The following is an 18,541-nucleotide window of genomic DNA, read 5'->3' on the forward strand; positions in this document are numbered from 1 at the left end:
CCTTATTGGTAAAAGTAATTGTCCAATCTCTTTATACCGTACTCACCCCATTTGGGGGAGGAGTCCATACATCTCCTACCTCACATCTCGTACCTCGCATTTCGCACCTCACACCTCGCATCTCGCATCTCGCATCTCGCATCTCGACTTTTATCTGATGGCTGACGGCTGAAAGCTGACAGCTAGATTCTCTACCAACTTCCGCTTATTTTCATTACACTGCTCCAATACAAAAATAATTATAAAAATTGAGAATGATCATGACGTCGAAACTGTTTAAACCTCTGTGCTGTGTATTTGCACTAAGCCTTGTGGGCTGTGATGGAGGTGAGGTGTTTACTGCCCCTGCTAGTAGTGAATTTGCCCATGGCAATGAGCTACTAAGTGCCACGGCGCTAACCGAGGATGCGAGTCACGCGTTAGTGGCAACCCAATCTGAGGTGTGCGTTTGGGATAATCAGTTAGAAGCGCGTTTATACGATTGTATAACAGGGCAGGGCGCTGAACATGTTGAGCTTGCGGGCTTTAGCGCTAACAAATCTCGTTTTTTCATTTCAAATCGATTATCGGTGACTTTATACGATACTCGCACTGGGCGTAGTATTGGTACTTGGCTTACCGGGCAAGAAATCGCTAGAGACATCGCTATTTCAGCCGTAGGCGATACTTTGGTTATCGCTTATCGTAGCGGCAAGGCTGAGGTGATAAATACCCGTACAGGTGATACTAAGCGTTTTGATATTCATCGTTTAGATATTAATAGCGTGGCGTTATCGGCTGATGGTCAGTGGGCGTTTACTGGCTCAAGCGACAAGTACGTTAAGCTTTGGTCAACAAGTGATGGTAGCACTCGCTTTGAAGAGCGTTTAGCGACTAGAGTGAATCACGTTACTTTAAATAAAACAGCAAGCTTGGGCTTTGCAATTGACTCGGTTGATGATCGTGTATTCTTTGATTTAGCTAATAAAAAAGAGCTATCAGAAGTGGCCTCATACTCTAACTTTATTGAATTCACTGCATCGCAATTTATCAATCAAGATAAATGGCTATTAACGGGCTCACCAAAAATGAAGATGCGTTTATACCGCGTTGCAGATGGTGAACTAATCGCTGAATACGAAGCTAAACAACAGCGCCAGCGAACGTCGGTTCTGAGTGTGGCTTACGATGGTAAGCAACTATATTCAGAAACCAGTGACGGCCTATTGCAAGCTTGGCCTTATAAAGCAAATAAAAGCTAAAACAAAAACGCCTACTTTCAGTAGGCGTTTGTTTTTGAGTGCGATTAAATTAGTAATCAAACTTATGCTTGGTAAACAAGCTTTGCACTTGTTGCCAAACTGCACCAGGTTTACCATCGCCAACTAACTTGCCATTTACTTTTACAACTGGGCCAACTTCTTTAGTGGCGCTGGTGATCCATACTTCGTCGGCATCAAGTAACTCATCTTTACTAATAATGCGCTCTTGCACTTTAAAGTCACTGTAACTGTGAAGAATATTGAGGATTAACCAGCGGGTGATCCCCGGTAAAATTTGGTTATCAAGTGGTGGCGTACTGATCACACCCTCTTTTACAATAAACACGTTACTTGAACTAGCTTCGGTAATTTCTTCTAAGCGGTTAAATAGAATGGTTTCTTTGTTACCTGCTGCTGCACCGTGCTGGTAATGGATCACGTTGCCAAGCAGTGCCGTTGATTTAATATGGCAGCGTTGCCAGCGACGGTCTTGCTCAAGCGATACAGTGTAAGTTGTTGCATTGTCGATCTCGCCTTTTGGCTCTGCTGGAATTTCAAAAGCAAACGCGAATACGGTCGGGGTAATATTAGTTGGGTAACCGTGAGCACGTTTAGTATCAGCGCCGCGGCTGACGTGCAAATAAATCCCTAGGTTGTCACCTTGGTTTTTCTCGCATAAATCATTACAGATTTTACGCCATGTATCGGCACTGTAATCGAGCTTAATTTCAAGTTCGTTTAAACCGTTATTCATACGCTCAATATGTGCGCCAAAGCCTAGCATTTTACCTTGGTATGATGGGATCACTTCATAGATGCCATCGCCAAATAAGAAGCCGCGATCCATTGGTGAAATCTTTGCTTCATCAGCGCCAAGGTATTCACCGTTTAGGTATACCGTGCCCATAGTTAAACCTCATTCTCTGTCGTAAAGCCGCCAAGTTGGCGAAGCCGAGTTATTAATTGTTGACCATGCATAGCATGCAGGCCGTCTTCGGTGAGCTCATTTTTATGGGTGACGCCATCGACACTACCGCGCTCACTTAGGTAATGCAAAATGTTAAGTGGCTCAATATCAGCCAGCAAATCGGTGTTATGCCAGCGACTTAAAAAGGCAATGAGCCCGTATGCTGCCCAGTTAGATACATCGGCGAGTAACAGCTCATCACAGGTTGTTAAACAAGGAGTGATGTTTAGCGCTTGCATATGCTTTGCGAGGTTACCCATGCCTATTTCGTTACCGCCATCACCAATCGCTATGGTGGGGCAAGGTGCTTCTGTCACAAAAAAATCAAAGCAGCCGCAATGCTCAGAAATATCAATACCGCGCATATTATAATAACGCTGATGCTCGTTAAGCCCCGGGCGTTCTATTGATAAAACGCAATCAGGTTTTAGCTGCGCAAGGGCTTTAATGCTAAAAGTGTGTGCATTATCAATGCTATTAATTGGCAGCTCAAAACAGTTAAAGTCATTTTTTAGGGCACTGTAAAGGGGGTTGCCAGTAACCAAAATGGGCTGTTTACCAAGCTTTTCGAGTACCTTGTAAAGAGCTATCGCTCCAACAGGGCCGTCGGTTTCGAAAGTATTGTTAACCGCAAAGCCCGTACCTATCAACACAGTACCTTGTGCTTTATAAAGATGTTTTGCCGCGCGTAAATACGTCCCCGTTAGTTGTTTTGCGTATAAATGCTGCATACCACGCGGGTTCTGTTCAACCATCATGGTTTCAATTTGTTGGCTGAGCGCTGCGTCGCTTAGACTTGCTGACATAGTGCCTTGATCTCTTGAATGAGCGCAATACCCGCTTCATTATCGCCGTGAACACATAGACTATCGGCATTAAGTGCCAGCTGCTGACCACTTCGCGTTGTAACTGTGCCATGTGCAACTAACTGTTTTACCTGTGCCATTAGCGCCGCTTTGTCGTGTACACTGCCGGCTAAAGAGCGCGCAACAAGTTTACCTTCGTCTGTGTATTGGCGGTCGGCAAACGCTTCTAAAATGAGTTCTAGTTCAAGCTCTTTTGCTTGTACTTTGTGTTTGGCAGCTTGGTTGGTAGCTAAAATCATCAGCTTTAATGGCTTTGCATAACTTGCCACTGCGCGCATAACAATATTCAGCGTTTGCTCGTCACTCATCATATCGTTATACAGTGCGCCATGTGGCTTAACGTATTCGAGCGTTAAACCATGTACTGCAGCCATACCATCAATTGCAGCAATTTGATAATGCAGGCAATTGGTCAGCTCTTTTTCGCTCATAGCCATTGAGCGGCGACCAAAGCCTTGCTTATCTGGGTAACTTGGGTGCGCGCCAACCATTACTTTGTGCTGCTTGGCGAGGGCTAGGGTGTTTGCCATCACATCGGCATCGCCAGCATGAAAGCCACAAGCAATATTTGCCATATCAATATGTGGCATAACTTGCTCGTCTAAGCCCATTTTCCACATGCCAAAGCTTTCGCCAAGGTCACAGTTTAGTTTCATCGTCATTTATAACGCTGCCATTTTACTATTTGGAATATCAGTGATCAGCATGTGTCCTGGGCTATGCGTGATACAAAAATCAGGTGCTGCGTTGGCAATCGCAACTTGTGGAGTAACACCACAGGCCCAAAATACGGGCACTTCGCCTTCTTTAATGGTCACCGCATCGCCAAATTCAGGCTTGTTAATATCTTTTATGCCAATTGCTACAGGGTCACCAAAATGCACTGGCGCACCATGTACACTTGGAAAACGACTGCAAATTTGGATCGCGCGAATAGCATCTGCAGGTTTCATTGGGCGCATGCTAACGACCATATTGGCGTGGAAAATCCCCGCACTCTGGCAGGCCATATTGGTCACATACATAGGCACATTTTTTTGCTCGCTGATATTTCTGATCTCAAGACCTGCGGCAATAAGCGCTTCTTCAAACGAGAACGAGCAACCAATTAAAAAGGTGACTAAATCATCGCGCCAATGGCTTGTAATATCAGTTACTTCTTCAACCATTTGGCCATTTTTAAAGACGCGGTAACGAGGTAAGTCGCTACGAATATCTATATCTTCACCAACGGTTGGCATATCGGTAACGCCCGGTAAACGGCTAGTAGCAATGATCGGGCAAGCTTTCGGGTTTGCTTGGCTAAACTGCAAAAAATCAAACGCATATTGTTTAGGTAAAATCACTAAATTTGCTTGCACAAAACCCGGTGCAAAACCCGATGTATTTCCACTGTAGTCACCCTCACGTACCATTTTACGAATAGCCGCAGGAGTGGTTAAAGATGCATTTTTTTGCATGTGACTCTCCTTGAAGTTAACACTTGCCCATAGTTGCTACAATAACACTCAGTTCAGGTCATTAATAGTAACGGGCAGCTGCCCTTTAGCAGGGGCCTTCCCTAGTAAAACTTTTGCTAGTGCTGTGAATGCAGGACCAGCAATCTTTTCATCTGTATCTACATCTATATTGTAAGCATAGGTGGCAAGTACAGCATCACCAAATTTTCCGAATTGAGCAATATCGTAAGGGGCACGTAAGCTTACAAATACGGTCTTCTTATGGGCTAATTTTGCTTGTTTTAGCAATGATTCTAATGCCGCAGATTGATCTGCTTTAGCAATTGCAAATTCTGGGTTATCAGCTAAATCGTCCATTCCACCTACTTCAACAGCACTTTGTTTTGGTGAGGCATTTGCGGCAATGATTATATCGGCTTCGTTAATTTCTTTTAACGTGGCAAGCTTCTCATAGCCTTGCAAACTAGTGCAGCTAAAGCTGATTAACTTATCAGTGTTATCAACTAACGCCTGCTGTAGGGCATAGCACTTGCGGGTATCTGGCATAATAATATGCACTTTGCTGCCTGATTTAATGTCGAGTGGTAGGGTATTTTTTTCGTTTTTAACTTCGGTGATAGCTGCTAATGCTAATTCGGCTTCTACTTTTCTATGGCTTTGATCACCCAGTAAAAGCTGTGCTTTTTTGATTGCTGCCTCGTCATCAAGTAAAGAGGTGAGTTTAAACTTTTCTTTAAGTTTTAAAATGCGTGTTGCAGAAGCACTCATCTCGTTGGCATTTAACGTGCCGCGTTGTACTTCTTGCTCTAATCGCTCAATCAGGGCTTCAAGTACTGTTAAGTCTTTAGGGCTTCTTATTTCAATTGGCATAAGCGCAATATCAACACCCGCTGCAAAGGTATTTATCACTGCTTCAATTGGTTCAAAGAAGTGGCTAATCCCCGCCATATCAAGTGCATCGGTGATCACAATACCTTGATAACCGAGTTCATCACGCAATAAGTCGGTGATGATTTTGCGCGACATCGTTGCAGGTTTGATCATGGTTTTGCCTTCTTTACTGACAAACGTGCTGTCATCAAGGGCAGGGTATTGGATATGGGCAGTCATGATCATACCCGGTTGTTGGTTTTTAATAATTTCTTTAAAAGGGGGGAGATCTTGCTGCCAAATGGTTTCTTTATCATGCATTACTTTTGGCAGGCCTGTGTGGCTATCTACGTTCGTATCGCCATGCCCCGGAAAGTGCTTTAACGATGAAATAACGCCGTTGTTTTCAAACCCTGCCACTTGGGCACCACCTAGTTTTGCAACCAATTGCGGATCTTCACCGTAAGAGCGCACGTTAATAACGGGGTTATCTGGGTTCATGTTTACATCAACCGTGGGTGCATAGTTAACATTAACACCCAGTGCCAATAGCTCGTCGGCAATAATGCGTGCAGATTCAGTTGCGAAGTGGGTACCATGTTCTTTATAGGTCGCGCCAATCGACATGTTACCGGTAAACGACGTTCCTACATCACGAGGAATACGGGCAACTCGGCCACCTTCTTGGTCTATCGAAATAAACAGCGGTAAGCCTAACTCTGACTTAGCGGCGGCTTTTTGTAGGTCATTGTTAAGTTTGATCACTTGCGGCACAGTATCGATATTTTCTGCAAATAAGATCACCCCACCAATGTTATGTTTAGTGATGATATTTGCTAAATCGGCCGGCAGTTCTGTCACCGGTGTACGGCATTTTTGCTCACCCGGGTCTTGCTCGCAGTAATAACGTAGGTCAAGCATGAGCTTTTGCCCTAACTGTTGTTTTAAAGTTAATGCAGACTCAGCAAATGATGATTGTAATGGCATGAAACATCCTAATCCGATAACCAGTGACGATAGTGCAAACTTATTTAACACAGCAAGCTCCAAAGCAAAACGCTTATTTAGTTTTTAGAATAAATTATTCTTGATGTTAATGGGTTTTTAAATATAAATACAGTATTTTTTTGCTACCCTAGCGGTTTTTGAGTCCGACTGCAAAAAGCTAAGTTAGATCACCAAATAGGGCTAACAGGCATAAATAACCAAACCTTTATACTTATTAAAAGCGTGGCAAGTTGATAATTTATCAATTTAATGGGTCGCTTTTTAGTACAATTTAAAGTAATAATATATTCCATAATCATCAGCGTAAATATGACAAGCCTGGGGGCGAGATGGCTTTAACTCGGTTACACGCATTTAAACAGCAAATTAAACCTTTTTTACCAGAGTCAGCATTAATAGAAGATTACTCGCGCCGCTATGCGTACGGAACAGATGCCAGCTTTTATCGATTAATCCCTGAATTAATTGTATTAGTTAGCAATCAAAATCAAGCACGGCAAGTGATCATTGCCGCCAACGAGCAACACGTACCCATCACATTTCGCGCCGCTGGAACGAGTTTATCTGGGCAAGCAATTACTGACTCTGTATTGGTTTTACTTTGCGATAGTTGGAGCAAGTTTGAAATCCTTGATGACGCCGAGACAATACGCTTACAACCGGCTATTATTGGCGCTCGAGTAAATCAAGTATTAGCCCCGTTTGGTAAAAAAATAGGCCCTGATCCCGCTTCAATTAATAGCTGCAAAATAGCGGGGATGGCGGCAAATAATTCATCGGGCATGTGTTGTGGGGTGGCGCAAAACAGCTACCACACAGTAAAAGATATGACCCTCATTTTTGCCGATGGCACTGTGCTTAATACGGCTGATAGCCAAAGCTGTAATGCTTTTTTGCAAAGCCATAGTCTTTGGGTTGATGAGCTAATGAGCCTGGTTGATAGCGTAAAGCAAAACCCCGATTTGAGTGAGCGCATCGCCCATAAATACCGTTTAAAAAATACCACGGGCTATGGTTTAAATGCGCTGCTGGATTTTTCTGATCCAATCGAAATCATTAAGCACCTCATTATTGGCTCTGAAGGTACGTTAGCTTTTATCGCTGATATCACCTACCACACCGTAGTTGAGCATAAGTACAAACACACAGGTTTCTTTATTTTTGACGACATCAGCAAGGTGTGTGAGCTGGTACAAAGGCTGAGTGAACTTGATGTTGCAGCCGTTGAGCTACTAGATAAACGTGCCCTGATGTCGGTGTCTGAGCACGCCATCATGCCAAAAGAAGTGGCTAGTTACCCAGAGCAATCAGCGGCACTGTTAATCGAGTTAAGAGCTGAAAATGCACAGGCACTCGATGCGCTCACAAAGATCACCGAGCAACTTCTTGCCGAGTTTAAGCAAAGCCAACTGGCAGCGATTGAGTTTTCAGCAGACAGCGTCCGTAATGCGGCACTTTGGAATATCCGTAAAGGCACGTTTCCTGCGGTTGGCGCAGTGCGCGAAACTGGCACCACGGTGATTATTGAAGATGTTGCTTTTGCCCTTGATAAATTAGCTGAGGGCGTGAATGCGCTTCATCAACTTTTTGTTAAATATGGCTATGATGAAGCCATTATTTTTGGGCATGCACTTGCCGGAAATCTGCACTTTGTATTCACCCAAGCTTTTGATACACCAGAGCAAATAAGCCGATACGAGCAATTTATGGCTGATGTGGCGAACTTAGTGGCGGTTGAACTAAAAGGGTCATTAAAAGCTGAGCATGGTACAGGGCGGAATATGGCGCCGTTTGTTGCCACCGAATGGGGAGACGATGGCTTTGCGGTGATGGTTGCGCTTAAAGCATTATTCGATAAACAAAATATTCTTAACCCTGGCGTTATTATTAATCACGACAAAAATGCTCACACTCAGCATTTAAAAGTCATGCCAAAAAGTGATGATATTATCGATACCTGTATTGAATGTGGTTTTTGTGAAGTTGTTTGCCCGTCAAAAGGGCTTACCTTAACACCGAGGCAGCGTATTACTTTATGGCGACACCGCACAGAGCTGCACAATCAATTACTTACAACCGAAGATGTAGCAAGCAAACAGAAGTTAAATCAAAAGCTCAGTGTTATCGAGGCCGACTTTAAATACCTTGGTATTGATTCGTGCGCGGCAACGGGTCTTTGCGGCCTTAAATGTCCGGTGGGGATAAACACAGGTGAATTTATAAAATCACTCAGAGCAGAGCAAGCTTCTTCTAGCAAGGTTGCTCGATCATTATCACGCTTTGCGGGCAAGCATTTTGCGGTTGTTGCTAATGGTGCACGGTTTGGCTTATCCGTAATACAGGTGCTCGAAAAAGCAATCGGTAGCAGTAACCTAAGAAGCCTGAGTAAACCTGCTAATAAGTTGCTTGGTACACCGCTGTATTACTCGGCGTGGCCAAGGGCTGAGCAGCCAATTAATAGAAAGCTTCAACAACCCCAACAAGCGAAAAAGTTGGTGTATATGCCAAGCTGCGCAAGCCGAATTTTTGCGGCCGATAAACGTGCTGATGATAAGCGCCCACTGCTTGATGTTATTTATTCACTCGCAGCCAAAGCTGGCTATGAAGTGATACTTCCGACACAAGCAGATTCACTTTGTTGTGGTATGCCATTTGCTAGCAAAGGCTTTAATAAAGAGTCTAAAAATAAAAGTGAGCAGTTACTTACTGAGCTCGAGGCGCTTTCAAATAATGGCCAATACCCCATTGTTTTTGATGCCAGCCCTTGTGCGCTTACTACTCTAAATGCCACGCAAAATACGGCACTCAAAATTTATGAAAGTGCTGATTTTGCAGCCCAGCATTTACTGCCTAATTTACAAGTAACGCAAGTGAATGAGCCGGTAATGCTCCATGTTACCTGTAGCTCAAAGCGATTAGGTAAAGAGCAAAGCCTAGTATCACTTGCCAAGGCATGTAGTAATGAGGTGATTATTCCAGCTGATATAGAGTGCTGTGGTTTTGCCGGTGATAAGGGTTTTAACTTACCAGAACTCAATAGCAACGCGTTAAAAACCCTTAAACCACAAGTACCAAAAAACTGTAGTCGTGGCGTGTCTAATAGCCGTAGTTGCGAAATTGGTTTAACTGAACACAGTGGCATTAGCTACCAGTCAATTTTGTATCTACTCGATAAGCAAAGCCATACAATATAACAAGGCTTAATTGCTAATTTGATGAGCCAGTTACTGACTGGCTCATCTATTTTTAAAACTTACACTTTCCAAAAAATGCCTTTGCGGTAGCAGCTGTACATCACCCCATAAGACACCACTAAAAACAGCAGTGAAAAGCTAAAAGAAGCGAGGTAATCATTGCTGAACACTAATTGTATTAGGCCATAAATATAGCCTTTTAAACTGCTATCGCCGAGCGGGATCATAATTAATAGCCGTGCAAACACGCCTGCGAACATAAAAAATAATATTGCATTCGCACCAAATACAATAAACGGAGCGCCCCAGCTGCGCAGCTTATAAATATCTAAAATAGCACTGCACAGTGCATAGAAAATCGCTGCCAGCCCTGAGCTGAGCAGCACATAGCTCGGTGTCCATAAGGCTTTATTGATAGGCGTTAATGGCGAAATAGCATAGCCGGCAAGAACAGCCAATGTGCCCAGAAAGATAAGTGTACGGGCTTGTTTTTTAAGGTCGGTTTGCTTAGTTAAATAAACCGCAGCCAAGATACCGCTAAGTGCACTTGCAGTGGCAGGTAGTGTTGAGAATAGCCCTTCAGGGTCAAATGGCAGTGGCTTAGCGTTGGCATAATACAGGTGATGACTACCAAGTACGGTATTGTCTATGAAGGCGCTTAAGTTATTGCCATGTAACCATAAGCCACTCACTACCTCGCCGTTTGGCAAGGTATAAGGGATATAAAGCATGGCGGCGCCATAAAATAATAAGAGAGCGATGCAAGTAATGGCTATTTTCTTAGGTGATAAATAAAGATAACAACACAGAGCGACTAAATACACCAAACCGATACGTTGCAGCACGCCCAACACGCGCAGCTGCAATAGCTTGTCATCAACCCAGCTAAAAGAGGGGTCTCGAAAGTTGTAATAAAACAAGGCTAAAAACCAACCGAGGGCAATGAGTTTAATGGTGCGAATAACACCCGCTTTTAGTATTTGCTGATCACTGACTCCTTTAGCACGCAAGCTATTTACTGAAAGCGTGATAGACATGCCGACAATAAAAATAAAAAATGGAAAAATTAAATCGGTAGGCGTCCAACCATGCCACTGTGCATGTTTCAAAGGCCAATACATCGCTCCCCAACTACCTGGGTTATTCACTAATATCATGGCGGTAATAGTCAATCCCCGCATGACATCTAACGCCATAAGACGATGTGAAGGGAGTTTATTGATGATTTCAGCACAGTGTTGACGCATAGGAAAACTTTATTGTTGTATTTTTCTTATAGTGTAATAAATTATTACATCAAAGCAAACTGCTATTTGAACAATATAAATCGCATGTATTAGCTGTTCTTTTAACAGTACTAAGCTTTATAGTTTATTAAATTCAACATGTTAAATAACGAGGGTTGTTGGTAAGTGACTTTGATGTTGTTCATATTCAACGAGTGCTTGGTAGCTGAAGTTATTAAACAGAGTTACTTTAATTAATTAGAGTAATTGCACTCATTTGTTTGCGCTAAATCAAATTATGACAAAAGTTTTATAGAGGTACACAGAACATCTTGCTAGTATAAAGGTATTAGATATTCCCAATATGGACTTTGGGCCTGTATGTGAGAAGTATCGTGCTTAATAGTCTTAGTCGTGGTTTAAATCTACGCCGCTTAATTTTAGTGTTAGCGTTTTCAGCAACGCTTATAACCTTTCTAAATAGTTATTACTCGAGCTACCAAGTTCAAAAGCAACAACTAATAGATAAAACCCTTAATAATCATAAAGCATACGCCGCTAAGTTGGTGTCAGCGACCGATAATTTTTTACTTAATGCTCAGCAACAGCTTGCTTATGTTGGAAAAATTCTTGAAGACGATTTTAATAATCAAGGCTTAATTAATGCTGAGGCAGACCGACTAAGGCTACAAACTAATAGTTTTAATTCGACCATTATTGTTAATGCGCAGGGTGATATTCTAGGGGTTTCTCCAAAGTCATTGAAGCTACAAAACCGTAAAGTAGATAGCTTTGGCACTAAAGCCGCTTTATCGTATCGCACCCCAATGATCAGCGAGCCGTATATTTCGATGGCGGGCAATTTACTGATCTTTATATCGCAGCCTTTATTCGACAAACAAAGTAATTTTATTGGTTATGTAGGCGGCACCTTATACTTAAAACGTACCAGTATTTTAAATGAACTGCTGCAAGTTCATTACTATCAAGACGGCTCTTATTTGTATGTGGTTGATGAAAATCATCGCTTACTGTATCACCCAGATAAAAGCCGTATTGGTGAGCAAGTGTTTGATAACAAAGTAATTAAAGAAGTACTAAAAGGAAACGCCGGCACACAGCTTGTTACCAACAGCAAAGGCGTTGAGATGCTTGCAGGCTACGCACCTATGACGGTCGCTTCTTGGGGGGTCGTCACTCAGCGCCCACTCGAAAACACACTTGCTCCGCTTGATAATTTAATGTGGCAAGTGTTTGTAAAAACTGCCCCAATTGGTTTGCTGACTTTTATATTCATTTGGGTATTAGCACGTTTAATTGCTCAGCCTTTGAGGCAGTTAGCCGAAACCGCAAATACTTTAGATCGCCCTTCAACGTCACTTGAGCTGACACAAATTCGCTCATGGTATTTTGAAAGTAATGAACTCAGAAAAGCCATGTTAAAAGGGGTAGGGCTATTACAAAGTAAAATAGGGCTATTGCGTCAAGAAGCGCAAACTGATCCCCTCACTTGCCTTCATAATCGCCGAAGCCTTGATATGCAAATTAGCCATTTGATAGCTCAGCGTTGTCCTTTTGCTGTATTGGCTATCGACATCGACCATTTTAAACGGGTAAACGATGAGTTTGGTCATGACATTGGTGATGTGGTACTGCAGTCGTTGGCTAAAATTTTGTTAGATGTCACTCGCGATAGTGATGTAGTTGCTCGTACAGGCGGTGAAGAATTCATTGTGATCATGCCAAGAGTCGAAGCAAAACGTGCGTATCAACTGGCTGAGCGTTTGCGTATGCGGGTGTCAGAAAGCTACATAGACCCCGTTGGCTGCATTAATGTATCGATTGGTATTTCAGGCTGGCCAATTGAGCAATTAAACATTGATGAAGTATTTAAGCTTGCTGATCAGGCTTTATATCAAGCTAAAAAAACAGGGCGTAACCGCTCAGTTGTCGATGCCACATATAGCCAAGATCTTGCTCCAGTTTCTGAGCTTTCAATCTTGGAATAAGTTATTTAATGTGCAATAGTGGATGCTATTAAGTTATTTATGGAAAATCAAAATGGCATTCACTTTGTTGGCTCGTTTAACTAAATCTACTTCTCTGTTAGGTATTGCGCTTATGAGTGCAAGTGCTGCTTGTGCAAACCCTAGCGATGATAAACGTAGCGAATTTGTGGATGTAGGTTCTTTGCTACCTAATGCCGTGTTAGATATCCGTTATTTTGGTCATCATAACTTTGTTGGCAGACCAGTTGATGGCTATAACGCACCTAAATGTTTATTGCATAACAGTGCTGCCACTGCTCTAAAAAATGTGCAAATAGCAGCGCAAACCCAAGGCCTAAGCTTAAAAATATTTGATTGTTATCGTCCGCAGCGCGCCGTTGATCACTTTGTGCGTTGGGTTAACGATTTAGAAGATACCCGCACTAAAGCTGAGTTTTATCCAAACTTAGGCAAAGACCAGCTGCTTGGTGATTACATTGCTGCTAAATCGGGTCACAGCCGTGGTTCAACGATTGATTTAACCTTAGTTGATACAAAAGGCAAAGAGCTCGATATGGGTTCACCGTTTGATATGTTCGACACTCTTTCTAACACCGACGACTCACGTATTAGTGCAGAGCAAAAAGCCAATCGTTATAAACTAAAAACCCTGATGACAGAGGCCGGCTTTGCCCCTTATTCAATGGAATGGTGGCATTTTACCTACCAACCGCAAGCATACCCCGCCACCTATTTTGATTTTGTGGTGGAGTAGGTAAAACAGCTTTAAGCTTTCAGCTGTAAGGTTTAAGCCGAAAAGTATTGTTTTTGAATGTTGAGTTAGCTTGATCAAATGGCGTTGAATGTTAGACACGCCATGCAAGCATGACGCCTACGGTTTGATGTAGGCGTGAAACTTGTTTCGCGCGTCTGGCGGCTGATAGCTGAAGGCTGACAGCTTCTTTACTACATCACCTCTTTTATCGGTGAATAATCAACTTTAATTTCAACGACATCGACATTGGCATTTTGTTTAAAAGCGTTTTGTACTTTTAATAAATCAGTGTCTTTTTCAGCAAGGTAGCGATAGCTTTTGTTGGTCATTTTTTTCAGTGTATATTGACTGCTAAGCTCTACTGGTAAGCTGTTTTCTTTTAGCGTTAAGTAAATTGCCCCAGTGGCGATGCCGCGCTCTTGCATTGCGTGATTAAATACTTCTGTACCTTTGGTTAAAGTAGTCGCATCAAAGGTAATTTTTTCGCCATTATTACTAAAAGCATTCGTCGATTTTTGTTTGTTGATTTCGACTGCATTTTTAACATCTTTTTCTAAACTTTGTTCTTTTTGTGAACTAGCTGTTGGCTGTTGTTCTGTGTCTTGATCAGATATTTCATTTTTTTGACAGCCTGACATTAGCACTAATGTTAGTGTAAGTGTTTGTATATTAATTATTTTTTTCATTTTTACCCTGTTGGCCTGTTACTTTTTTTTACAATTAATTCTGTTTTTTAATTGCTGTATTGGGTACATTGGACTTGGTTATGATTGTTAACCGAAAATAAAAATATAACAATAGGGAACGTAAGGAATGTCTCAATTTAAAGTAACAGCAGTTGCTACCATGGTAACGGCTATCTTGGCATCATCTCAAGTACAGGCAAGTGAACAAACTCGCTTTTATAATGCTTCAAGCGTTAGCTCTCAAGTACAATTTAATCCTCAAGTATCTCAGCAACGTGCATTGGCTGAGCGTCGCACTGTATCGGGTCACAAATCTATTTTCGATGCGCAATTAGGTAAAGCTACTTTCCTATGGAATGCAGTAGGTCAAGCTAAACCTGATATGGCAATGGTGCTTCCTGAGCAACGTAATGCTTACGCTGCAGATTTTTATTTAAATGCCTTAACAGGTGTTAGCACCGCTAAAAAAGGTGTATCAAGCGCAGTATTAGCAGATTTATCTGAGCAAAAGCTTGGCTCAATCACAGCTAAATACAAGCAAAAAGTTCATGACATTGAAGTATTCAACCGTGAATACAACTTGATCATGGATAAAGAATATAACCTAGTTGCAGGTTCTGGTTATTTCGCGAACACAAGTTCAAATGCAACGCAGTCGTTCGCGCCACTTGCTGAGTTTGTCGGTGCTGAGCAAAGCATTAAACGTGCAATTAAAGAACTTGCTGATATCAATGTGTCGCTAACTAAATCAACTGAGCAAGGTGACTATGTTAAGTACACTGTGTCTAACCAAAGTGGTGACAAAGTTGTATTAGGTCAGCCACGTGCTAAGAAAGTATTCTTTGAAGTGGCGGGTGAGTTGCAATCTGCATACTATGTTGAAGTAGAAGTTGCTGATAAAAACAGCCTAGAAAGCGATTACTTCAGCTATGTTATTGGCGCGCAAAACAGCAAAGTTTATTTCAAGAAAGACTTAAAAGCACACGCGGCAGACTTTAACTACCGTGTATGGGCTGACGAAGATGGTTATCCGTGGGAAGGTCCACACGGTGACGTGATCCCAGCTGATGGCCCAGATCAAATTGATGAAACTGAAATCCTAGATGCACCACTTGTAAGCTTGTCTTACTACAAAAAATTAAGCACGATGGATCCGTGGCTTGCTGATGACGCTACAACAACATCAGGTAACAACGTATTTGCTTATGCTGATGTAATTGCACCCCAAGGTTACACTGAAGGTGACTTCACTGCTGAAACTACATCAGATTACACATTCGATTACCCTTACCAAGTTGATCAAGTAGCAAACAGCTATGACAACCGTAAAGCGGCGATCGTTAACTTGTTCTATATGAACAACTTCTTACACGATTTCTTCTATGACCATGGCTTTGACGAAACATCAAATGTTGCTCAAGTATCTAACTACGGCCGTGGTGGTGTAGAAGGCGACCCAATCGAAGCACAAGCGCAAGATAATAGCGGTTTAAATAACGCTAATATGGCAACACCTGCTGACGGTGCAAGCCCACGCATGCAAATGTACTTATACAACTCGAAAGATGCGAAAGTGGGTGTAGATTTCGGTGTGGTTGTAACATCAGATGAAACAATTGGTCTACTTGAGTCTTCTAAAGTATCTGGCTTTGGTCAAATGCAATTTGCTGATATCGCAGGCGAAGTTGTTCGTTTAGTTGACGGCAATGATGTAGATTCTGGTAGCGTAACAGACGGCTGTGAACCTGCAACAAATGCAGCAGAACTAGCTGGCAAAATTGCGCTAGTCGATCGTGGTTCTTGTAACTTCACAGCAAAAGTACTACACGCTCAAGAAGCGGGTGCAATTGGTGCTATCGTTGTAAACAACAACCCAGATACAGATGAGCCAGCGCCAATGGGCGGTGAAGACGATGCAGTTATCATTCCTAACATGGGTCTGAACTATGCTGACGGTCACGCACTTTACGATGGTATCGCTGCAGGCGACACTGTTACTGTTAATATGTTCAACAAAGCAACGTTAAAAGACGGTACGCTAGATAACGGTATTATTGCTCACGAATGGGGTCACTATATCAGTAATCGTTTAGTGGGTAACTCATCAGGTCTTATCAACTTCCAAGGCCGTGCGATGGGCGAAGGTTGGGGTGATTTTCACTCACTAATGTTCATTGCTAAAGCTGATGATATTAACATCCCAGGTAACGACAAGTTCCAAAAAGCCTACGGTAGCGGTACATTCGTAGAAGATTTCTACTATGGTATTCGTCGTGTTCCATATTCAACAAATATGGAAGTAAACCCGCTGTCTTTCCGCCACATTACTGAAAATGAAGGTGCTGATGTAGGTATTGCTCCAACTAATGTTGGTTCGCCACACGCAGCAGGTGAAATTTGGGCAACTATGCTTTGGGAAAGCTATGTAGCACTTATCAACGAGCACGGCTTTGAAGAAGCACAAAACCGCATGGCTAACTACTTAGTTGCTGGTTACAAGCTAACTCCGGTTGCTCCGCTATATACAGAAGCACGTGATGCTATCTTGGCTGCTGCGTACGCAGTTGACCCAGAAGATTACAAACTAATCTTAGGTGCATTTGCTAAGCGTGGTATGGGCTTAGGTGCTAAAGCGCCAGAGCGTTTCAGCGAAGATTTAACAGGTGTTGTTGAATCAGACAAAATGAAACTTGCTAGCTTCACATTGAAAGATGTGGCAATGAATGCAACCTACAACGGTGCAGAACTAGGTTATTGTTCAAATGATAACGTGCTAGATAAAGGCGAAACAGGCACATTAACAGTTAGCATCATGAACACTGGTAGTGAAGTGCTAACGGGTACACAAGCACAATTAACTGTTGTTAGTGGTCACGATGTAACGTTCGAAAATGATGGCTTAATCACATTTGACGATACAACTCCTTACTCTTCACAAACAAGCGCGCCTATCACGTTTACACTAAATGATGCAGACACTGCTGATACACTTGAAATCGAAGTGTCATTCCCAGAGCTGTCTGCAGATGACGAAATTGTTGAAGCTGCAAGCGATACAGTATCTTACCTTGTTAACATGGACTTTGAAGATAAAGCACCAGTTAGCTCACAAACTGCTGACGATATGGAAGTAGCAGGCGCTTCATTACGTGACTGGAAAGAAAACGTAATGACAGGTGATGACTTAGCTGTTGGCACACAAAGCATGGCAACTGGCGGTAATGTTAACTTCTTCAACAGCTTTGGCTTCGGTCTTGGCGAGCAAACAATGTACCTAAACAACAATGACTTCCAGTCTGACGTTGCGGTTGAATCAAGAGAGTTTGATATCGGTTTTGCTGGTGATTTTGAAGTTTCATTCTGGCACTTCTACCTAATCGAAAACGAATGGGATGGTGGTGTTGTAGAGATTAGCGTAAACGGTGGCAACTGGGTAGATGTTACTGAAATGGGCGGCACATTTGATGTTGGTTACGATGGCCCACTAATCGAAAACGATGCGCAAGCGCTACAAGATCGCGATACCTTCACAGGTAACAATGTTGATGGTAACGGTGTTTATGGTAACTACGAAACAATTCGTTTCGGTACTGAACTAAACGGTAACCGTGCAAAATTACGTTTCCGTATGTCATCAGACAGCGCAGTACGTGAGTTCGGCTGGTGGATTGATAACGTAACTGTTAGCAATGTAACGTCACCAATCTTCTCAAACGTGATTGCTGGTGATGCATTAGCATGTGATAACGCACTACCATTGCTTTCTGTATCGGGTGATGAGTCTGTTTCTGAGTCTGCTTCAGGCACATTAACGGCAACAGCGTCAGACCGTAACAGTGATGACACGCTAAGCTACACGTGGACGCAACTAAGCGGCACAACAGCAACACTTACTGGTGCTGATACTGCAACCCTAGGCTTCACGCCAGGTGCTATCTCAAGCGATGACGAGTTAGTATTTGAAGTAACAGTAAGCGATGGTACAGACTCTGTATCAGAGCAGTTCACTGTTGCCGTAACTAACGAAGCTGAGCCAGTAGAAGAGAAGAAAGTAACTAAATCTAGCAACGGTAGCTTTGGTTTCTTAACACTACTACTTGCACCACTAGCGCTTATCGGCCGTCGCCGTAAACGTAAATAAGACTTTTAAATAGTGATAACAAAGCCCTTACAGTTCGATGTAAGGGCTTTTTTGTTTTAAGTTAGCGAGGGGAAAGTTAGCGAGGGGAAAGGTACGAGATACGAGGTAGCAGCGATTTT

Annotated in this window: 12 protein-coding genes; 5 read left to right on the plus strand and 7 right to left on the minus strand. The window is 42.6% G+C overall.

What is annotated here, in order from left to right:
• Window positions 1–260: 260 nt before the first annotated feature.
• Window positions 261–1,241, plus strand: coding sequence for a WD40 repeat domain-containing protein (locus HUS62_RS16365; RefSeq protein ID WP_175080428.1), 981 nt, complete (start codon window positions 261–263; stop codon window positions 1,239–1,241).
• Window positions 1,242–1,290: 49 nt separating this feature from the next.
• On the opposite strand, the gene HUS62_RS16370 is transcribed toward HUS62_RS16365, so the two are convergent.
• The 5 genes from HUS62_RS16370 to HUS62_RS16390 are packed head-to-tail and all read right to left on the minus strand — an operon-like array spanning window position 1,291 to window position 6,391.
• Window positions 1,291–2,148: an aminotransferase class IV gene (locus HUS62_RS16370; RefSeq protein WP_175080429.1), complete on the minus strand. Its 858-nt coding sequence runs from the start codon at window positions 2,146–2,148 to the stop codon at window positions 1,291–1,293.
• Window positions 2,149–2,150: 2 nt separating this feature from the next.
• Window positions 2,151–3,014: a glutamate cyclase domain-containing protein gene (locus HUS62_RS16375; protein ID WP_175080430.1), complete on the minus strand. Its 864-nt coding sequence runs from the start codon at window positions 3,012–3,014 to the stop codon at window positions 2,151–2,153.
• Window positions 2,999–3,730 (minus strand): 5-oxoprolinase subunit PxpA, encoded by a 732-nt coding sequence (locus HUS62_RS16380; RefSeq protein ID WP_175080466.1) that lies wholly within the window; start codon window positions 3,728–3,730, stop codon window positions 2,999–3,001. Before HUS62_RS16380 ends, HUS62_RS16375 begins: the two co-directional genes overlap by 16 nt.
• A gap of 6 nt (window positions 3,731–3,736) precedes the next feature.
• On the minus strand, window positions 3,737–4,534 hold the full coding sequence (locus HUS62_RS16385; protein ID WP_175080431.1) for a putative hydro-lyase: 798 nt from the start codon (window positions 4,532–4,534) through the stop codon (window positions 3,737–3,739).
• Window positions 4,535–4,582: 48 nt separating this feature from the next.
• The gene (locus tag HUS62_RS16390; RefSeq protein ID WP_175080432.1) at window positions 4,583–6,391 is read right to left on the minus strand and encodes a glycoside hydrolase family 3 protein; all 1,809 of its coding nucleotides are present in this window, start codon (window positions 6,389–6,391) and stop codon (window positions 4,583–4,585) included.
• Window positions 6,392–6,741: 350 nt separating this feature from the next.
• On the opposite strand from HUS62_RS16390, the gene HUS62_RS16395 reads away from it, so the two are divergent.
• Window positions 6,742–9,606 (plus strand): FAD-binding and (Fe-S)-binding domain-containing protein, encoded by a 2,865-nt coding sequence (locus HUS62_RS16395; protein WP_175080433.1) that lies wholly within the window; start codon window positions 6,742–6,744, stop codon window positions 9,604–9,606.
• Between the two features lie 59 nt (window positions 9,607–9,665).
• Here HUS62_RS16395 and HUS62_RS16400 read toward each other — a convergent pair whose 3' ends face one another.
• Window positions 9,666–10,853 (minus strand): acyltransferase family protein, encoded by a 1,188-nt coding sequence (locus HUS62_RS16400; RefSeq protein WP_175080434.1) that lies wholly within the window; start codon window positions 10,851–10,853, stop codon window positions 9,666–9,668.
• A gap of 374 nt (window positions 10,854–11,227) precedes the next feature.
• On the opposite strand from HUS62_RS16400, the gene HUS62_RS16405 reads away from it, so the two are divergent.
• Window positions 11,228–12,841, plus strand: a complete 1,614-nt coding sequence (locus HUS62_RS16405) for a sensor domain-containing diguanylate cyclase (RefSeq protein WP_175080435.1) — start codon at window positions 11,228–11,230, stop codon at window positions 12,839–12,841.
• Window positions 12,842–12,893: 52 nt separating this feature from the next.
• The gene (locus HUS62_RS16410; protein ID WP_175080436.1) at window positions 12,894–13,595 is read left to right on the plus strand and encodes a M15 family metallopeptidase; all 702 of its coding nucleotides are present in this window, start codon (window positions 12,894–12,896) and stop codon (window positions 13,593–13,595) included.
• Between the two features lie 191 nt (window positions 13,596–13,786).
• Here HUS62_RS16410 and HUS62_RS16415 read toward each other — a convergent pair whose 3' ends face one another.
• Complete coding sequence (locus tag HUS62_RS16415) at window positions 13,787–14,281, minus strand: hypothetical protein (RefSeq protein ID WP_175080437.1); 495 nt, start codon at window positions 14,279–14,281, stop codon at window positions 13,787–13,789.
• Window positions 14,282–14,408: 127 nt separating this feature from the next.
• On the opposite strand from HUS62_RS16415, the gene HUS62_RS16420 reads away from it, so the two are divergent.
• Window positions 14,409–18,422, plus strand: a complete 4,014-nt coding sequence (locus HUS62_RS16420; protein ID WP_175080438.1) for a rhombosortase-dependent M36 family metallopeptidase — start codon at window positions 14,409–14,411, stop codon at window positions 18,420–18,422.
• Window positions 18,423–18,541 lie beyond the last annotated feature (119 nt).

The sequence above is a fragment of the Pseudoalteromonas sp. 0303 genome, from assembly GCF_013349995.1.
In the GTDB taxonomy this organism is placed as follows: domain Bacteria; phylum Pseudomonadota; class Gammaproteobacteria; order Enterobacterales; family Alteromonadaceae; genus Pseudoalteromonas.

Coding starts and splice junctions, on each gene's coding strand:
- HUS62_RS16365 (WP_175080428.1), top strand. CDS start 261: ATGACGTCGAAACTGTTTAAACCTCTGTGCTGTGTATTTGCACTAAGC.
- HUS62_RS16370 (WP_175080429.1), bottom strand. CDS start 2,148: ATGGGCACGGTATACCTAAACGGTGAATACCTTGGCGCTGATGAAGCA.
- HUS62_RS16375 (WP_175080430.1), bottom strand. CDS start 3,014: ATGTCAGCAAGTCTAAGCGACGCAGCGCTCAGCCAACAAATTGAAACC.
- HUS62_RS16380 (WP_175080466.1), bottom strand. CDS start 3,730: ATGAAACTAAACTGTGACCTTGGCGAAAGCTTTGGCATGTGGAAAATG.
- HUS62_RS16385 (WP_175080431.1), bottom strand. CDS start 4,534: ATGCAAAAAAATGCATCTTTAACCACTCCTGCGGCTATTCGTAAAATG.
- HUS62_RS16390 (WP_175080432.1), bottom strand. CDS start 6,391: ATGCCATTACAATCATCATTTGCTGAGTCTGCATTAACTTTAAAACAA.
- HUS62_RS16395 (WP_175080433.1), top strand. CDS start 6,742: ATGGCTTTAACTCGGTTACACGCATTTAAACAGCAAATTAAACCTTTT.
- HUS62_RS16400 (WP_175080434.1), bottom strand. CDS start 10,853: ATGCGTCAACACTGTGCTGAAATCATCAATAAACTCCCTTCACATCGT.
- HUS62_RS16410 (WP_175080436.1), top strand. CDS start 12,894: ATGGCATTCACTTTGTTGGCTCGTTTAACTAAATCTACTTCTCTGTTA.
- HUS62_RS16415 (WP_175080437.1), bottom strand. CDS start 14,281: ATGAAAAAAATAATTAATATACAAACACTTACACTAACATTAGTGCTA.
- HUS62_RS16420 (WP_175080438.1), top strand. CDS start 14,409: ATGTCTCAATTTAAAGTAACAGCAGTTGCTACCATGGTAACGGCTATC.